Source organism: Nocardiopsis aegyptia (genome assembly GCF_013410755.1).
GTDB lineage: Bacteria > Actinomycetota > Actinomycetes > Streptosporangiales > Streptosporangiaceae > Nocardiopsis > Nocardiopsis aegyptia.
Genome location: NZ_JACCFS010000001.1, coordinates 3,269,390 through 3,286,541, shown reverse-complemented (window position 1 = coordinate 3,286,541; position 17,152 = coordinate 3,269,390). Strand labels below are relative to the sequence as shown.

At 72.7% G+C, this 17,152-nt stretch carries 12 protein-coding genes; 8 read left to right on the top strand and 4 right to left on the bottom strand.

Annotation, left to right across the window (positions count from 1 at the left end; translation table 11 throughout):
* Positions 1–72 precede the first annotated feature (72 nt).
* The 4 genes from HNR10_RS14735 to HNR10_RS14720 all read left to right on the top strand — a co-directional run bounded on the left by HNR10_RS14735 (position 73) and on the right by HNR10_RS14720 (position 4,225).
* Positions 73–1,125, top strand: coding sequence for a D-2-hydroxyacid dehydrogenase (locus HNR10_RS14735; RefSeq protein ID WP_179824036.1), 1,053 nt, complete (start codon positions 73–75; stop codon positions 1,123–1,125).
* 31 nt (positions 1,126–1,156) lie between these two features.
* Positions 1,157–2,647: an amidase gene (locus tag HNR10_RS14730; protein WP_376769756.1), complete on the top strand. Its 1,491-nt coding sequence runs from the start codon at positions 1,157–1,159 to the stop codon at positions 2,645–2,647.
* Positions 2,648–2,826: 179 nt separating this feature from the next.
* Positions 2,827–3,498: a response regulator gene (locus HNR10_RS14725; RefSeq protein WP_053619808.1), complete on the top strand. Its 672-nt coding sequence runs from the start codon at positions 2,827–2,829 to the stop codon at positions 3,496–3,498.
* Positions 3,499–3,862: 364 nt separating this feature from the next.
* A complete protein-coding gene (locus HNR10_RS14720) occupies positions 3,863–4,225 on the top strand; it encodes a VOC family protein (RefSeq protein ID WP_179824032.1) in 363 nt (120 codons plus the stop codon).
* A 49-nt stretch (positions 4,226–4,274) separates the two neighbouring features.
* Here HNR10_RS14720 and HNR10_RS14715 read toward each other — a convergent pair whose 3' ends face one another.
* Positions 4,275–6,023, bottom strand: coding sequence for a GAF domain-containing sensor histidine kinase (locus HNR10_RS14715; RefSeq protein WP_179824029.1), 1,749 nt, complete (start codon positions 6,021–6,023; stop codon positions 4,275–4,277).
* Between the two features lie 374 nt (positions 6,024–6,397).
* On the opposite strand from HNR10_RS14715, the gene HNR10_RS31735 reads away from it, so the two are divergent.
* Positions 6,398–7,222, top strand: coding sequence for a hypothetical protein (locus HNR10_RS31735; RefSeq protein ID WP_179824027.1), 825 nt, complete (start codon positions 6,398–6,400; stop codon positions 7,220–7,222).
* Between the two features lie 362 nt (positions 7,223–7,584).
* Positions 7,585–8,928, top strand: a complete 1,344-nt coding sequence (locus tag HNR10_RS14705) for a hypothetical protein (RefSeq protein ID WP_179824026.1) — start codon at positions 7,585–7,587, stop codon at positions 8,926–8,928.
* Between the two features lie 499 nt (positions 8,929–9,427).
* On the opposite strand, the gene HNR10_RS14700 is transcribed toward HNR10_RS14705, so the two are convergent.
* The 3 genes from HNR10_RS14700 to HNR10_RS14690 all read right to left on the bottom strand — a co-directional run bounded on the left by HNR10_RS14700 (position 9,428) and on the right by HNR10_RS14690 (position 13,480).
* The gene (locus tag HNR10_RS14700; protein ID WP_179824024.1) at positions 9,428–10,828 is read right to left on the bottom strand and encodes an LCP family protein; all 1,401 of its coding nucleotides are present in this window, start codon (positions 10,826–10,828) and stop codon (positions 9,428–9,430) included.
* 429 nt (positions 10,829–11,257) lie between these two features.
* Positions 11,258–11,935, bottom strand: a complete 678-nt coding sequence (locus HNR10_RS14695) for a hypothetical protein (RefSeq protein WP_179824022.1) — start codon at positions 11,933–11,935, stop codon at positions 11,258–11,260.
* Positions 11,936–12,292: 357 nt separating this feature from the next.
* Positions 12,293–13,480, bottom strand: a complete 1,188-nt coding sequence (locus HNR10_RS14690) for an ROK family transcriptional regulator (protein WP_179824020.1) — start codon at positions 13,478–13,480, stop codon at positions 12,293–12,295.
* 220 nt (positions 13,481–13,700) lie between these two features.
* On the opposite strand from HNR10_RS14690, the gene zwf reads away from it, so the two are divergent.
* Both zwf and edd read left to right on the top strand, forming a co-directional pair.
* The gene (zwf, locus tag HNR10_RS14685) at positions 13,701–15,182 is read left to right on the top strand and encodes a glucose-6-phosphate dehydrogenase (RefSeq protein ID WP_179824018.1); all 1,482 of its coding nucleotides are present in this window, start codon (positions 13,701–13,703) and stop codon (positions 15,180–15,182) included.
* The gene (gene edd / locus HNR10_RS14680) at positions 15,179–17,017 is read left to right on the top strand and encodes a phosphogluconate dehydratase (RefSeq protein WP_179824016.1); all 1,839 of its coding nucleotides are present in this window, start codon (positions 15,179–15,181) and stop codon (positions 17,015–17,017) included. Before zwf ends, edd begins: the two co-directional genes overlap by 4 nt.
* Positions 17,018–17,152 lie beyond the last annotated feature (135 nt).

Here is a 17,152-nt window from a genome sequence, read left to right as displayed (position 1 = left end):
GTTTCCCGTGCAGGGCGAACATCCCACCGCACACGACAGCACCGACCCCGTCGCCATCCGGAGTGCACGCCCGTGAACAGTTCCGCCCCGTCCACCACGTCCGCACCGGCCGTCCCCAACGCACCGGACCGGCCCCGGCTCCTGGTCCTGCACGGCGGCGACCTCCCCCCGGGGCACGAGCGGATCGACGCCGATCCGCGCCTCGGCGAGGTCGTCTACACCACGGCCGACGGCCTCGACGCCGCTCTGCCCGGCACGCACGCCCTGCTCGTCTGGGACCTGTTCTCCGAGGCCCTCGCCGCCTCCTGGCCCAAGGCCGACACGCTGGCCTGGGTCCACGCCGCCACCACCGGCGTGGACAACCTGATGTTCCCCGGCCTGGTGGAGAGCGGCACCGTCGTCACGAACTCGCGCGGGATCTTCGACGAGCCCATCGCGGAGTACGTGCTCGGCCAGGTGATCGCCTTCGCCAAGGACTTCCCCGGCACCTGGGACCTGCAGCGCGAACGCCGGTGGCGGCACCGTGAGACCGAGCGCGTCGCCGGCAAGCGGGCCCTGGTGATCGGCACCGGCCCGATCGGCCGCACCATCGCCCGCAAGCTCACCGCCGTGGGCATGGACGTGCGCGGCGGCGGCCGACGCGCGCGCTCGGGCGACGCCGACTTCGGCACTGTGGCCGAGTCCTCGCTCGCGGAGACGGGGGCCGACGGAGGCCCCACCCTGGCCGCCGAGCTCCCCGAGGCCGACTACGTCGTCATCGCCGCCCCGCTGACCGACGCCACCAGGGGCCTGGTCGACCACCGCTTCCTGGGCCTGATGAAGCCCACGGCACGGCTGATCAACGTCGCACGCGGCCCCATCGTCGTCGAGTCCGACCTCGCCACCGCCCTGGAGCGCGGCGACATCGACGGGGCGGCCCTGGACGTGTTCGAGCGCGAGCCGCTCAAGGCGGTCTCCCCCCTGTGGGGGCTGCCCGGATCGCTGGTCTCCCCCCACATGTCCGGCGACGTCGTCGGCTGGCGCGACGAACTGGTCGACCTCTTCCTGGACAACCTCGCCCGCTACCTGGACGGGCGAGAACTGCTCTATGTCGTCGACAAGAGCCGGGGCTACGTCCCCGGGTGACCCCTGACCAGGTATGACACAGGAGGCTGAAGTGACGATCGATCGGGCCGACACCGACCGGGCGCAGACGTCCGGGTCGGCGGCAGCCGGCGTTCCGCGGGCGCGCGCCGAGGCGCCGACCACACCGGCCGACCTGTCCGCGGAGCAGCTGCTCGCGGCCTACGCCGCCGGAGAGCTCTCACCGGTGGAGGCCGTCGACGCCGTCCTGGAACGGGTCGAGCAGGACAACCCCGCGCTCAACGCCTTCTGCCTGGTGCGACCCGAGGAGGCCCGCGAGGCCGCCCGCGCCTCCGCCGAACGGTGGCGGCGCGGCGCGCCCGCGGGCAAGCTCGACGGCGTGCCCACCGCGATCAAGGACATCCACCTCACCAAGGGCTGGCCCACGCTGCGCGGCTCGGTGACCACGCACCAGGACGGGCCGTGGTCGGAGGACTCGCCGGTGGTGGCGCGGCTGCGGGAGGCGGGCGCGGTCTTCTTCGGCAAGACCACCACCCCCGAACTGGCGTGGAAGGGCGTCACGGACAGCCCGCTCACCGGGGTCACCCGCAACCCGTGGGACCTGTCCACGACCCCGGGCGGCTCCAGCGGGGGCTCGTCGGCGGCGGTCGCGGCCGGCATGGGACCGCTGGCGACGGGCACCGACGGCGGCGGGTCGATCCGGATCCCGGCGAGCTTCACGGGGATCTGCGGCCTCAAGCCCACCTGGGGCCTGGTGCCGCACTACCCGGCGAGCCCGTTCGGCTCGCTCGCGCACACCGGGCCGATGACCCGCACGGTGGGCGACACGGCCCTGATGCTGGAGGTCATCACCGGCCCCGACCCCAGGGACTGGGCGGCGCTCGCCCCGCCTGGTCCCGGGCTGGCCGACGTGCGGTACCGCACGGACGCCGGGGAACTGGTGCGCGGGATGCGGATCGCCTTCAGCCCCACGCTCAACGGGATCGACGTCCACCCGGAGGTCGCGAGGGCGGTGGCCGACGCGGTCGCCGTCTTCGAGGAGCTCGGTGCCCGGGTGGAGGAGGTCGACCCCGACCTGCCGGAGTCGCGGGACGAGTTCCACGTGCTCTGGTTCTCCGGCGCGGCCAAGGCCACGGAGAAGCTCACCGCGCGGGACCGGGACCTGCTCGACCCGGGGCTGCGGGAGACCATCGAGGAGGGCCTGACCTACTCCGCGCAGGACTACCTGACGGCGATGGCGCTGCGCATGGAGATGGGCGCGCGGATGGGGCGCTTCCACACCGAGTACGACCTGCTGCTCACGCCGACCATGCCGATCACCGCCTTCGAGGCCGGGCTGGAGTCGCCGCCCGAGCTGGCGGGGGAGCGGTGGACCTCCTGGGCCGGGTTCAGCTACCCCTTCAACATGACCCAGCAGCCCGCGGCGAGCGTCCCGTGCGGTTTCGACGGCGCCGGGCTGCCGGTGGGCCTGCAGATCGTCGGTCCCCGGCACGCGGACGCCCGTGTGCTGGCGGCCTGCCGGGCACTGGAGATCGCGCGCCCGTGGGCGGATCGCCGCCCGTGACGGGATTGATACCGCTCATCTTCTGAGATTCGCTCCCCGGGCGGGGGCTTTGTCCCTTTCCGGGACCTTCGTCCGGGGACTTCCGTGCCCAATGGCCCGCGCGGTGTCGTCCGCTCGTACTACCGTCATCCTCGGAGTCGTGTCGGACCCGCGCAGGCACAGGGATTGAGGGTGAACGGATGAGCGGCGGTGGAACCGGCGAGGCGCGCGAGCGCATCAGGGTCTTCCTCGTGGACGACCACGAGGTGGTGCGCCGGGGAGTTGCGGCCATGCTGGAGACCGAGGACGACATGACCGTCGTCGGGGAGGCCGGAACCGCCGAACAGGCGCTGTCCCGCATCCCCGTGGTCCTGCCCGACGTCGCGATCCTGGACGTGCGCCTGCCCGGCGGGTCCGGGGTGCAGGTGTGCCGGGAGATCCGCTCCGACCACCCCGAGATCGCCTGCCTCATGCTCACGTCGTTCGCCGACGAGGACGCGCTGTACGACGCCGTCATGGCGGGAGCGGCCGGCTACGTGCTCAAGCAGATCCACGGCGCCGACCTGGTGGGGGCGGTGCGCACGGTCGCGGCGGGCGGTTCGCTCCTGGACTCGGGCAGTACGGGCGCGATGCTGGAGCGCCTGCGCGGCGCCCAGGCCGAACCCGACCCCCTGGCGGAGCTGACCACCCAGGAGCGGCAGATCCTCGACCTCATCGGCGAGGGCATGACCAACCGGCAGATCGGCGAGCGCCTCTACCTGGCGGAGAAGACCGTGAAGAACTACGTGTCGGCGCTGCTCGCCAAGCTGGACCTCAAGCGCCGCACCCAGGCGGCCGTGCTCATCGCCGAGCTCCGCGGACGCCGCTACTGAGGTGTGGGCCCGGCCCCCGCCCACACCCTCCTGCCCGTCGCCCGCCATCGCCGCTGGGGTGCGTTTCGCGTGGTGAGCGGCTACCACCCTCAACGGACGGCCTTCGGCCGCGGCCCCGCCTGCCCGTCGCCCGCCATCGCCGCTGGGGTGCGTTTCGCGTGGTGAGCGGCTACCACCCTCAACGGACGGCCTTCGGCCGCGGCCCCGCCTGCCCGTCGCCCGCCATCGCCGCTGGGGTGCGTTTCGCGTGGTGAGCGGCTACCACCCTCAACGGACGGCCTTCGGCCGCGGCCCCTCCTGCCCGTCGCCCGCCATCGCCGCACCAGCTCCGAGCGCCGTCCGCGGCCAACGGTAGGGTCCGGCCATGACCGTGGGACACCTCGACCAGTGGGTCGTGAACGCCGCCGACCCCCCAGCCCTCGCCCGCTTCTGGGCCTTCGTGCTCGGAGGTGCGGTGGTGACCCGACCGGACGGCTGGGCGTTCGTGGAGAGCGACCCGGCCGCCGGGCGCCCCCGGCTGTCCTTCCAACCCGATCCCGCGCCCAAGGAGGGGCGGAACCGGATCCACGCCGACGTGCGCGTCGCCGACATCGCCGCGGCCACCGAGGCCGTCGTCGCACGGGGTGCCGAGCGCGTCGGCGGGACCGTGACCGACGATCAGGGGTCCTTCCAGGTGCTGCGCGACCCCGAGGGCAACGAGTTCTGCGTCGTGGCGCCCGTGCGCTGAGCCATGCTGTGCCCCTCGCGCCGGCCCCCGCCCAGCAGTCGCCTCTCGCTCAGAAGCTGTCCGGCGGCGGGACCGCGTCGTCGGGCACCGGGACCCGCCACACCAGGACCGTGCCCGCGACCTCGCCGCGGCGTGCCGTGAACCCGCCGCCCAGGGCCTGGGCGCGCTCGTCCAGGTTGCGCAGCCCGCTGCGGCGCCCGCCCTCGGACAGGCCCACGCCGTTGTCGGTGATGGTCAGTGTCAGCGTCGTGGCGCGGCCCGTGGTCGAGGTCTCCTCCACCGACACCGACACGTGCACCTCCGTGGCGTCCGCGTGGCGCGCCACGTTGCTCAGCCCCTCGCCGAGCACGGCGAGCAGCTGCTCCCCGATGTCGTCGGGCACCGACGCGTCGATCGGTCCGTCCAGGCTCACGCCGGGGTGGCAGCCCAGGCTGTGGGCGGTGTTCTCGGCCAGTTCCAGGATGCGCCCGCGCAACGACGTGTCCTGTCGGCTCGGCGGGTGCTGGAGCGCGAAGATCGTCGACCGGATCTCCCGGATCGTGCCGTCGAGTTCGTCGATGGTGCGCTGCACCCGCTCCTCCGCGTCGGGCGAGGTGATCAATCGCACGGTGCTCATCAGCGTCATCGCCGAGGCGAACAGCCGCTGGATGACGACGTCGTGCAGGTCCTTGGCGATGCGGTCGCGCTCCTCCAGGACCACGATGCGCTCGGTGTCCCGCCGGGCCTCAGCCAGTTCCAGGGCCACACCGGCCTGGACGGAGAACCCGTGCAGCATGCGGCGTATGGTGCCCGCGAACGGGGCCCGGTCGGCCAGCTTCCCGAGCAGCAGCACACCCCGGGTGTTGCCCGGGGTGCCCAGGGGCACCAGGAGGCCGGGGCCGTAGCCGCGCTGGGTGAGCATCGGGCAATTGGCGTGGCGCAGGTCGGCGATGCTCTCCGGCTCACCCGACGCGAACACCCGCCCGCAGGCGGTGTCGTGGATCGCCACCGAGGTCCCCAGCACCTCCTGGGCGATGGGCCCGTCGGCGAACTCCGCGAACAGGTGGCCCCGGGCGCGGGAGTCCGGCAGCAGGACCACGGCGGTGTCCGCGCCGCCGATCTCGCGCGCCTGCCTCGCCATGTGGACGAGGACCTCCTCGGAGTCGGCGCCCGACAGCAGCCGGGTCGTGATCTCGGTGGAGGCGGCCAGCCAGCGCTCGCGCAGCCGGGCCTCCTCGTACAGGCGCGCGTTCTCGATCGCCACGCCCGCGGCGGTGGCCAGCGCCGTGACCATCGCCTCGTCCTCGCCGTCGAACTCCCGGCCGTTGGCCTTCTCCGTGAGATAGAGGTTGCCGAACACCTCGTCACGGACCTGGATGGGCACACCGAGAAAACTCGTCATCTGCGGATGGCCCTCGGGGAATCCGCGAAAGTCCGGGTGCTCGCGCAGATCGGACAGGCGAAGTGCCGTGCGGGCGTGCAGGGGGACGCCCAGAACGCCGAGCCCGTGGGGGAAGCGGTTGATCCGCTCGGACTGGTTCCGGGTCATGCCGACGGGGATGAACTCGGCGAAGCCGCCGTCGTCGTCGATCACTCCCAGACCGGCGTAGCGGGCACCGGTCAGCTGTGCGGCGGCCTCGGTCAGCCGGCGCAGCACGGTGGCCAGGTCCAGGTCACCGCCGATGGTCAGCACCGCCTGGAGGAGCGAGTGCACCCGGCCCTGGGCCGAGAGGCCCGAGTCGAGGCCCGTGCGCATCCCGCCGAGCAGGTCGTCCAGGCCGACCGGAGAAGGTCGGTGGCTCTGGGGGATCTCTGTCATGGTGTCGGTCAACCTCCGCAGAGCCGCTCGGGCGGGCTCTGTTGGCGAAGCGCGCTATTCCCTGCAATGTTCGAATTGTCGTCGGTTTTTTGCCGGTTTGCCACCTCGGGATGGACAGACTCGTGCTTCCTACTCCGCGGTAATTCCCGGGGTTGCGGGGTCACGCGGAGTAATTCATGCTAACGTCGCGATCAGCCGGCGCAGGAAGGGTCTCAGCCCTTCCGCGTCGAGACGGGTCCAAGTAGTCTGACCTACCGTGGCCCGCCCGACTCCCCACAGTCGGACCGACTTCTGCTGGACCACCCCCATGCTGGAAGGAACCCCTGGTGTCTGGAATCCACGGCTTGACGAGCGCCCCCGGCGCCCGTTCCGCTGTGCTTTCCGTACCGGTCCGACGGGCTCTGCTGCTCGTCGGCCTGGTCGCCGGGATCCTGGTCGCCGCCTGGTTGGCGACCGCCGTTCCGGCCCAGGCGGGGGAGAACCCGGCGGCCGCGGCCAACGCCGCGGCGGACCGGTCCGAGCGGGCCGGCGGCCCGAACGGGTCCCAGGGGCGCGCACCCACGGTGCCGCCCGGGATCGACAAGCCGGTGGCCGACACCGTGTCAGCGGTCGCGGGACACGCCGCGCGGCCCGCACAGGTGGCGCAGGGCGTTCCCGACGCCGCTCCGGCAGCGGCCCCCTCGCAGGGGCAGTCCCGCGGGTCCGCGGTCTCCCAGGCCGTGCACGAGACCCTCGCCGATGTGTCCGAGGGCAACGTCGGGCAGGGCCGGGGCCACGGTTCCGACCCGGGCCACGGCCGGCCCGACGACTCCGCACCGGAGGCCGAGGCCACCGAGGACGAGGAAACCGCCGAGCGGGAGGACGTGGACGCCGACGCGGTGTTCGCGCCCGTCGAGGACCTCGAGTTCCCGCAGGTCGCCGACACCCCGCAGGAGGAGGCCGACGCGGACGAGTCCGCGGCCGAGTCCGACACCCCGGCCGTCACCGCCGACACCTCCGTCGTGTCGTCGCTGAGCAGCGTCACCGGTTCGTCCTCCGGTTCCTCCGCACCGGCCACCGCCGTCGGCGGCCTGGTCGCGGACCACCCGTTCACCGTCGGGGCCTCGGCCCCGCAGCCCGGCCTGTCCCAGGCCGCGTGGCACGTCCTGCGCTCGGTTCCCGCCGAAGACGCCGACGAGCCCACCTTCTCGCCCGACTAGCGCGGCGCCTCTCCCCGGTTCGGTCGCCTGAGCGACCCCTTCCTGGCACCCCCTTCCCAGCCACGGGACACCCACATCACGGTGGGTGACCATCCTGCATTGCTCTGGGGATTGACGTGAGCCGCGCACTCCGAGCGGCGAGGCTCACGTCAGTCAGTGGTCGGCCAGACCAAGGACTGGAACACCGACCGGATCCGCCGTTCCCACCACGAACGACGGGATCCCGGACGGAGAGCTCGACCCACCGCGACCACCGGATTCCCCCCGGCCAAGGGGAACCGGACCGCGGCACGGCGGGGCACGACACCCGTCCCGCCGTACACACCGTCATAGCGAGACAACGCACTTCCGGAAGGACTCCCATGTTCAACTCCGCCCGCACCTCCGCCAGGGCCCTGCTGGTGGCCGCCAGCGCCGCGAGCTTCGTCGCCCTGGGCGCCGGGATCGCAGGGGCCGACGCGCTCGGTGGTGCCACGGACGGTCTCCCGCTCAACGACCTGGGCAGCCAGGTCCCCGCACCGCTGACCGAGGGTGTCTCCACCCCGCTGGGCGACCTGGTCCAGGTCGACCCCGGGGAGGTCTCGGCGGCTCCGGAGATCGAGCACAACACGGCCCCGGTCGAGAGGGCCACGGCCCCGGTCGAGAGGGCCGCGGGTGAGGGCCTCTCCACCGACGCTCCGCTGGAGGTGGCCGAGGACAACGCGGCCGACCTGGGCCCGCTGGCTCTGACCGAGACCCTGCCCCTGGCCGGCGCGACCGACGCCGTGTCCTCGGTGGACCCGGCCGACGCTCCCGGTGCCGTCACCGGCGCCGTGGAGGGCCAGGAGCTGGGTGCCGACCCCGTCTCCGACCTGCTGGGCACCGTGGGGCTGGGCTCGCAGACGAACGTCGTGCCGCTGTCGAACGCCTCGGGCGACCCGGTCACGGACCTGCTCGGCGGCCTGCTGGGCGGCGCCGGGGGCGGCGACCCGCTCGGCGGTCTGACCGGTGGTGACGCGCTCGGCGGAGTGACCGGCGGTCTGCCGACCGAGACGCTGCCGATGAGCAACCCGGTCGGCGGTCAGCCGCTGAACGGGCTCAACGGGACGATCGAGCCCGCCACGAAGGGCCAGCCGCTCAACAAGCTCAACGGGACCCTGAAGCCCGCCACGGGCGGCCAGCCGCTGCACCTGGCCGGGACCGTGGGGCAGGCCGAGGGCCAGGTGTCCGAGGTCGGTGCGCTGGCCGAGTCCGGTGCCGAGCAGGTGGGCGGCGAACTGGTCGGCCTGGACGAGACCGTCGCCATGGCCGGCACCGACCAGCCGGTCGCCGTGGACGCGGGAGAGAACACCGACCTGACCGGTGGTGCGGGCGACCTGGTCACCGACCTGGTTCCGGCCGAGGACGTCCTGCCCATGGCCGGCGGTGCTCCGGAGCTGCCCGCGCTGCCCGAGACCGGCGAGGCCACCGACGTCGTGGGCGGCGTCGGCGCGCTCACCGGGGCGGCCGACACCGACGCGCTGCCGATGGCCGCGCCCGGTACCTCCACCGTCACGGACCTGGCCCCCGACACCGCGGGCGTGCCCGACACCTCCGCGGTGACGGACCTGGTGGGCTCGGACGCCCTGGGCGGTGACGCCGCCGCGGTGAACGGTCTGCCCACGGTGGGCCAGCCCAGCGTCGACACCGACCAGGTCACCGACCTGCTGCCCGGCGGCCTGGTCTGACAGAAGGACCATCCCGAACGTGCGCCCGCCGGTCGTGGCGGGCGCACACGCCTCGGGTGGCGCGCGGAACCACGTCGCTCCGATGTGGCACCGGTAGAACTGTGGGGGTTCCCGGTGCGTACCGGACCGACGAAGAGTTCCCGCCGCCCGAGGCACGCCGCGGCCCCGGACATCCGTCCGGGGCCGCGGTCCTGTACTACCGACCTTCCGGCGCCGCGAGTGTCGCCCGGACCTCGGTCTACGTCCCGCAGGCCTCATGCACCCCAACGATTCCCACGCGCGCCGCACGTTCCTGGGCGCCTACGAACCCGGCGGCCGAGCGATCGCAGGTGGTTCCCGTGCACCTCGCGGGTCATCGCCCGTCGCACGTCCCACGAACCCCACGCGTGCCGCACGTTCCTCGACACACACGAATCCCGGGAGCCCTGCGCGCCCGATGGAAGCCGCACGCGCCGCGGGCCCCCGCGCTGATCATGCGGGAGGGCCCGTCGGATTCGGCTCAGCGGTCCTCGCCCCCGTCCTCGCCCGAGCCGAAGCCCAGACCGTCGGCGCACGGGTTGGAGGTGGCGTCGCGGCCTCCGCCGTTCAGGGAGTCCGATGACTCCTCCCCGGCCTCCTGTGCCTCCTCGGTGGCGGCCGTATCTGCCGGGGTCGGTGAGGCGCCCGGCCGTTCCTGTGGAACACCCGCCTCGTCCGCCGGGAGCGGAGGCAGGGGGCGGCCCTCGCGCACGGCGGAGAACAGTTCCTCGGACTCCTCCGGGTACCACATGACCCGGTTGGGGTCGTAGGGCGCCTGGTACCAGGGAACCGTGTGGAACTCGATGTCGGACAGGTCCACGTCGGTCAGCGTCACGGCCACGCTCAGCATCTTGTTGAGCGTGAGTTCCTGGTCGGTGGCGCTGTGCTGGGCGACCGCCTCCAGGATCCCGTTGAGCTTGGTCGGGCTGGTGAGGACGTCGTTGCTGGTCACCTGGTCGGCCAGGGCCCCGAGGAACATCTGCTGCCGGTCGATGCGACCGATGTCGCCGCCGTCGCCGATCTCGTAGCGCGCCCGGACGAAGGACAGCGCCTGGTCGCCGTCGAGCACCTGGTCGCCCGCGTCGATGTCCAGGTGGGAGCGGCGGTCGCGCATGGGTTCGGGGATGCACATCCGCACGCCGCCGATGGCGTCCACGACGTCGCGGAAGCTCATGAAGCTCAGGTGCACGAAGTGGTCGACGCGGATGTCGGTGAGGCTCTCGACCGTGCGCACGACGCACGGCGGACCGCCGTGGTACATCGCCGCGTTGATCATGCCGAAGTAGCCGGAGGTGCCCTCGGTCTGGGCGTAGGCGTCGCACTGGGGAAGCTGCACGAGCGAGTCGCGGGGGAAGCTGATCACCGACACCCGGTCGTCGGGGGAGATGTGCGCCAGCATGATCGAGTCCGAGCGCTCGCCCTCGAACTCCTGCTGGTAGGCCGTACTCCCCTCCTCGTAGCCGTCGGAGCCGATGAAGAGGATGTTGACGGCGTCGCTGAGCCGCTCGGGGCGGTCGGCCTCGTCCAGCACGGACTCCAGGTCGTGCTGGACCATGCCCGAACGCAGCGAGTGGTAGTAGCCGTAGGCGGTGGCGACCCCGGCGGTCAGCACGACGGCGAGGCCGGCGGCGGCCCACAGGACCATCCGGCGTGCGCGTCGGCGTCGGGGCGCGGGCGCCACCTCGGCGGGCGCCGCGGCCCCGGTACCGGACTCCGCCCCGGTGGGCGCGGCGGTCTCGTTGCCGGACTCGGCCTCGGTACCGGACTCGGCGGCCGGCTCGGACTCGTCCTCCCCGCTCACGGAGTCGGCCCCTTCGGCAGCCGGTTCGTTCGGGGTGTGGTCCGCGCCGTGGTCGGGCGGAAAGTTCTCGTCAGCGGGCATAGCGCAATCTCGGTCAGGGCGGACGGCGGGGCGTGCCAACGGCCGGACACCAGGGGAACGCGCACGTCCGGAGCGGGGGAGTCCGGAGGGCGCGAGGGGTACACGCGGGGAAGGCCACGGGCGACGAGGGGGCCGACCGCGGGAACGGCGGGGGCACGGGGGACCTCGACAGCGACAATGGCGGGAACCGGCTGACGGCTCCGGATTCCCCGCGTGGCAGCGATCCTAGGTGAAGTTCCGTCGGTGTGCGCGCTCGTGTTGTCCGCGCACGCGTGTCCTGACCGCAATTGCGCCGCACAAATCCTCGGTCGGTCGTCGTCCGTGGACGCTTCCGACCCCGATCCTCTCAGCAGACCGGTCGGAAACACGCGTGACCCGCCGTGATCGGACACGGCGGGTCACGGCGAACGGCGGAGTCGGGCGCCGGGATCAGTCGTCCCAGAACCCGCTCGGCTTCTCGTCCTCGTCGGCGGTCGCGGTGCCGGTGCCCGTGCGTCCGCCCTTGGCCGCGGGCTTGGCGGTGGTCTTCGCGCCGCTCTTGGTGGACTTGCGCGCGGGCGCGGGCGTCGTCTTGGCGGGTGTGTGCCGGGGGCGCGAGGTGACGGCGCTCTTGGCGATGGGCGGGTTGGGGCGCGGCGCCTCGCCGGAGTGGATGCTCAGCGCCTCCTCCTCGATGCTCAGCATCTTGCGGATCTGCGGGGGCGTCTCGGGCAGGCGCTCCGAACGCAGATGGGCGCCCAACACCTCCAGGGCGTGGTCGCACAGCACCTGCCGGGCGCGCTCGGCCTTGATGCCGCCGAGTTCCTCGACCTCCGGGAGTGTGCGCTCGCGCAGCAGCCGGATGGTGTCGCGGAGCCGGTCGCGCGTCTTGCGGTCGGTCATCGACATGACCGTCAGCTCCGCTTCGGCGAGGAAGCTCTCCCTGGAGTCGTCCGCGTCGCGCTCCGCGATGAACGCGCTGGTCAGGCTGCGGGCGGAGGACCGCGAGGAGGCGCGGATGTCGCCGCGTCGGATGATCCGGGCCTGGACGGCGGTCACGACCACGCTGGTGGCGAGGCTGATGCCGGCGCCCAGCAGGATCAGCAGTATCGGGTTCTCTGTGAGCACGGGGGACCTTTCCGGGCGGGGGTCCGCACGGGGTGCGGTCACGGGGGTGACGGGAGTGTGCGGGGTGGGGAACGGTGCTGGTGGACTATTCGCCACCGAGGGGGTGCTTGTCAAGTGTCATGACGAGACCGACGCTCGTCGTGAACGGCGTCCGTGCAGGTCGCGTGCGTCCGTACCGCGTCGGTCGTGGGTGACGTGCGGGGGCATGGCCGGGGTCGTCGGCGTGGACGTGGGCGAAGGGGCCACGTCCTCCGTAGAAGACGTGCCCGGGGCGGCGGGGGTGGCAAACCTCCTGTCCACAGGCTGTGGACGAAACCGGGCCCCGGAAAGAGCCGAAAACCCGCCGACGCCCGGACGTCAGCCGGACAGGAGCTTGTTGACCGCCTCCGGGGACAGGATCTCCTCGGTCACCAGCGTGGCGCAGCCGCGCACGCCCGCGTCGTCCCACAGGCTGCTGGGCACCACGCGCAGCTGGCGGGTGGCCAGGGCGGTGCACTGCTGGAAGACCACCTCGCGCACGCCCGCGACCAGGTGGTCGTAGGCCTCCGACAGGTCTCCGCCCAGCACGATCACCTCGGGGTTGAGCAGGTTGACCGCCCCGGCGAGCGCCTCACCGAGGCGTCGGCCCGCCTCGCGGATCAGGGTGACCGCCACCGCGTCGCCCTCGCCGGCCAGGGACACCAGGTCCTTGAGCCCGGTGGCCGACCGCCCCTGCTCGGCGGCGCGCTCCAGCAGTCGCCGGCCCCCGGCCACCGCCTCCAGGCAGTCGGTGTTGCCGCACCGGCACGGCAGGCCGCCGCCCCCGCGCACCGGGATGTGCCCGAGTTCCCCGGCCGCGCCCAGCGCGCCCCTGAGCAGGTGCCCGCCGGAGAGCAGCCCGGCGCCGATCCCCGTCGAGACCTTGACGAACACCATGTCGTCGGGGTGGCCGTGTCCTCCGGCGACGTGTTCGCCGAGTGCCATCACGTTCACGTCGTTGTCCACCAGGACGGGCACGGGGAAGCGCTCGGCGACCAGCGGGGCCAGGGCGACGCCCGCCCACTTGCCCAAGAACGGGCGGTCCTCGGCGCGCCCCGCGTGGAACTCGACGGTGCCGGGCAGGCCGATCCCCACGCCGCGCACGTCGGCGGGGTCCCGGCCCAGGGCCGCGATCTGTTCGGACCACGTGTCCAGCAGCCAGGGGACCGTGGCGTCGGGTCCCTGCTCCATGTCGGGTGAGCCCGGCGCGCGCACCAGGACCGCGCCGTTGAGGTCGCAGACGGCGGCCTGGCTGCGCGCCATTCCCAGGGCGCTGGTGAGGACGAGTCCGCTGTCGGCGTTGAACTCCAGCAGGGTCGGCGGGCGGCCGCCGCTGGAGACCGCGCCGGTCCGCTCCACGACCAGACCGCTGTTGATCAGTTCGGTCACGCGCAGGGCGACGGACGGGCGGGAGAGCCCGGTCGCACGTCCGATCTCCGATCGGCTCGTCGCGGTGCCGGTGCGGATCATCTCGAGGATGTGGCCGCTGGTCGCCGAGGAGGACAGGCGTCCCGGGGTTCTAGCCATGTCTCATTGAACCATTTCACCCGCGTTGCGGTGGGAAAGCTGGGAGGTTATGTAAAGAAGTGTTCTGAAGTGTGCTTGGTTTTTTACCATAGTCGGCCTTAGGCTCAAAAGAGGCCAAGGGGGGCCGAACCGGTGGTTCGCCTCTCACCTGCCACACGTCATCGTGGCGGTCGGCGTCACCCCCTCCCTCCCCGTCCGCATCCCCGCAGGAGAAGCCGAGATGTCGCAGCAGTCCGTGTCCCGCCCCACCGATCTGGTGGTCTTCGGGGGTACCGGAGACCTGTCCATGCGTAAACTCCTCCCCTCCCTCTACCTCCTGGACCGCGACGGGCACCTCGACGGGAGCACCCGGATCATCGCGGTCTCCCGTGACGGCCTCACCGACGCCGACCTGCGCGACAAGGCGGCCTCGGCGGTCCGCGGCCACCAGGCCGTGCAGGTGACCGAGCCCGACGTGCTCGCCCGGTTCCTGGAGCGCCTCTCCCACATCACCGTGGACGTCGGCGGCGACGCCTCCGGCTGGGCGGACCTCGTGGCGGCGCTGACTCCCGACCGCGACCGCGTCTTCTACCTTGCCGTTCCGCCGATGATCTCCGGCGGCATCTGCCGCGGTCTCAGCGACGCCGGACTCGTCACGCCCGAGTCGCGCGTGGTCATGGAGAAGCCCCTGGGCCGCGACCTGGCCTCCTCCCAGGAGGTCAACGACGAGGTCGGCGCCATCTTCACTGAGCGGCAGATCTACCGGATCGACCACTACCTGGGGAAGGAGACGGTCCAGAACCTGCTCGTGCTGCGGTTCGCCAACGTCTTCCTCGAACCCCTCTGGAACTCCCGCTGGATCGACCACGTCCAGATCACCGCCGCCGAGACCGTCGGCGTGGGCGGGCGCCGCGGCTACTACGACGGCTCCGGCGCGATGCGGGACATGGTCCAGAACCACCTGCTGCAGCTGCTCTGCCTCACCGCCATGGAACCGCCCGCCAACTACGACCGTGAGGCCGTGCGCGACGAGAAGCTCAAGGTCCTGCAGTCCCTGCGCCCCCTGACCGGCGACCAGGTCATCGAGGACACCGTCCGCGGCCAGTACGGCGGCGGCGTGGTCCAGGGCACCGAGGTCTCCGGTTACCTCGACGAGCCCGGCGGCTCCCCGGCGAGCACCACCGAGACCTTCGTCGCCCTGCGCGCGGAGGTCGCCAACTGGCGCTGGGCGGGCGTGCCGTTCTACCTGCGCACCGGCAAGCGCCTGGGGCACTCCCGCTCCGAGATCGTCATCCGCTTCCGCGAGGTCCCGCACACGATCTTCCCGGGCACCAACAGCCTCCCCGGCGCGGGCAGCCTCGTCATCAGCCTCCAGCCGGACGAGGGCATCCACCTGACCATGCTGGCCAAGACCCCCGGCGCGGGAGCGCTGCGGCTGCGGCCGGTCCCGCTGGAACTCAGCTTCGCCGACACCTTCGCCACCCGCTCTCCCGAGGCCTACGAGCGGCTGCTGATGGACGTGTTGGCGGGGGACTCCACCCTGTTCATGCGGCGTGACGAGGTCGAAGCCGCCTGGCGCTGGGTGGATCCCATCATCGAGGCCTGGAACGGCCTGAGCACCACTCCCGAGACCTACCCAGCCGGAAGCGCCGGCCCCGCGGGCGCCCACCGGCTCATCGGCCGTACCGGCCGGACGTGGCACGAAGAGGAGCAGCACCGATGACCGCGAACACCCCCGACGCCGGGTACGGCCCCGCCGTCCACCCCGTCGTCGCCGACGTCACCCGACGCCTGGCCGAGCGCAGTGCCGCCACCCGCTCCGCCTACCTGGAGCGGATCGCCGCCGCGGCGAGCGAGGGCCCCGCGCGCGGCTCGCTCGGCTGCGCCAACCTCGCCCACGGGTTCGCCGCCTGCGGCGTCTCCGACAAGCTCGCGCTGGCGGGTGACGTGACCCCCAACCTGGCGATCGTCTCCTCCTACAACGACATGCTGTCCGCGCACCAGCCGCTGAAGACCTACCCCGACACCATCAAGGCCGCGGTCTCCGAGGCCGGCGGCGTCGCCCAGTTCGCCGGCGGCGTGCCCGCCATGTGCGACGGGATCACCCAGGGGCGCGCGGGCATGGAGCTCTCGCTGTTCAGCCGCGACGTCATCGCCATGGCCACCGCCGTGGCGCTCTCCCACGACATGTTCGACGGCGCCCTCATGCTGGGCGTGTGCGACAAGATCGTGCCCGGCCTGCTCATCGGGGCGCTGTCCTTCGGACACCTGCCGGTGGCCTTCGTGCCCGCCGGGCCGATGCCCTCCGGCCTGCCCAACAAGGACAAGGCGCGGGTGCGCCAGCAGTTCGCGGAGGGCAAGGTGGGGCGGCGCGAGCTGCTCCAGGCCGAGTCCGCCGCCTACCACTCGCCGGGCACCTGCACGTTCTACGGCACCGCCAACTCCAACCAGATGCTCATGGAGGTCATGGGCCTGCACCTGCCGGGCGCCAGCTTCGAGCAGCCCGGCACGCCGCTGCGGGAGGCCTTCACCGCCGAGGCCGGGCGCCGCGTGCTCGGGCACACCGCCCTGGGGCAGCACCACACCCCGATCGGTGAGCAGATCGACGAGCGCGCGATCGTCAACGCCGTCGTCGCGCTGCTGGCCACCGGCGGCTCCACCAACCACACCCTGCACCTGGTGGCCATGGCCGCCGCCGCGGGGATCGAGCTGACCTGGGACGACTTCGCGAGCCTGTCCGAGGTCGTGCCGCTGCTCACCCGCATGTACCCCAACGGCGCCGCGGACGTGAACCAGTTCCACGAGGCCGGCGGCATGGCCTACCTGATCGGCTCCCTGCTCGACGCCGGCCTGCTCCACGAGGACGTGCGCACCCTGATGGGGGAGGGCCTGTCGCAGTACCGGCTGGCTCCGCGACTGGAGGACGGGACGCTGACCTGGGTGGACGAGGTCAAGGAGACCGGCGACACCAGCGTGCTGCGCGGTGTGGAGGAGCCCTTCGCCAGCGACGGCGGTCTGCGCATGCTCTCGGGCAACCTGGGCCGCGCGGTCATCAAGGTCTCGGCCGTGGCCCCCGAGCGGCACGTCGTCGAGGCGCCGGCCAAGGTGTTCGGCGACCAGGCCGAACTCCAGGCCGCCTTCTCCGCCGGTGAGCTGACCGGTGACTTCGTCGCGGTGGTGCGCTTCCAGGGCCCGCAGGCCAACGGCATGCCCGAGCTGCACAAGCTGACCCCGCCGCTGGCGGTGCTCCAGGACCGCGGCCAGAAGGTCGCCCTGGTGACCGACGGACGCATGTCCGGGGCCTCCGGCAAGGTGCCCGCCGCCATCCACGTCTCCCCGGAGGCGAAGGCGGGCGGTCCGCTGGCGCTCGTGCGCGACGGCGACCCCATCCGGCTGGACGCCACCACTGGCACACTGGAGGTGCTGGCCGACCTCAGCGGACGCGAGCCCGCCGAGGCGACCGCCGACTCCGGTTCCGGCACCGGGCGTGAGCTGTTCGCGGCCATGCGCGGCTCGGTCGGTCCCGCCGAGAAGGGCGCGGGCGTCTTCCACCTCTGACCGCCCGCCCGTCGCCCGCCATCGCCCATGGGGGCGCCGCGCGGGGGATGGGCTACCACCCTCAACCGAGGCGCTTCGCGCCCAGCCCGGCCCGCCCGTCGCCCGCCATCGCCCATGGGGGCGCCGCGCGGGGGA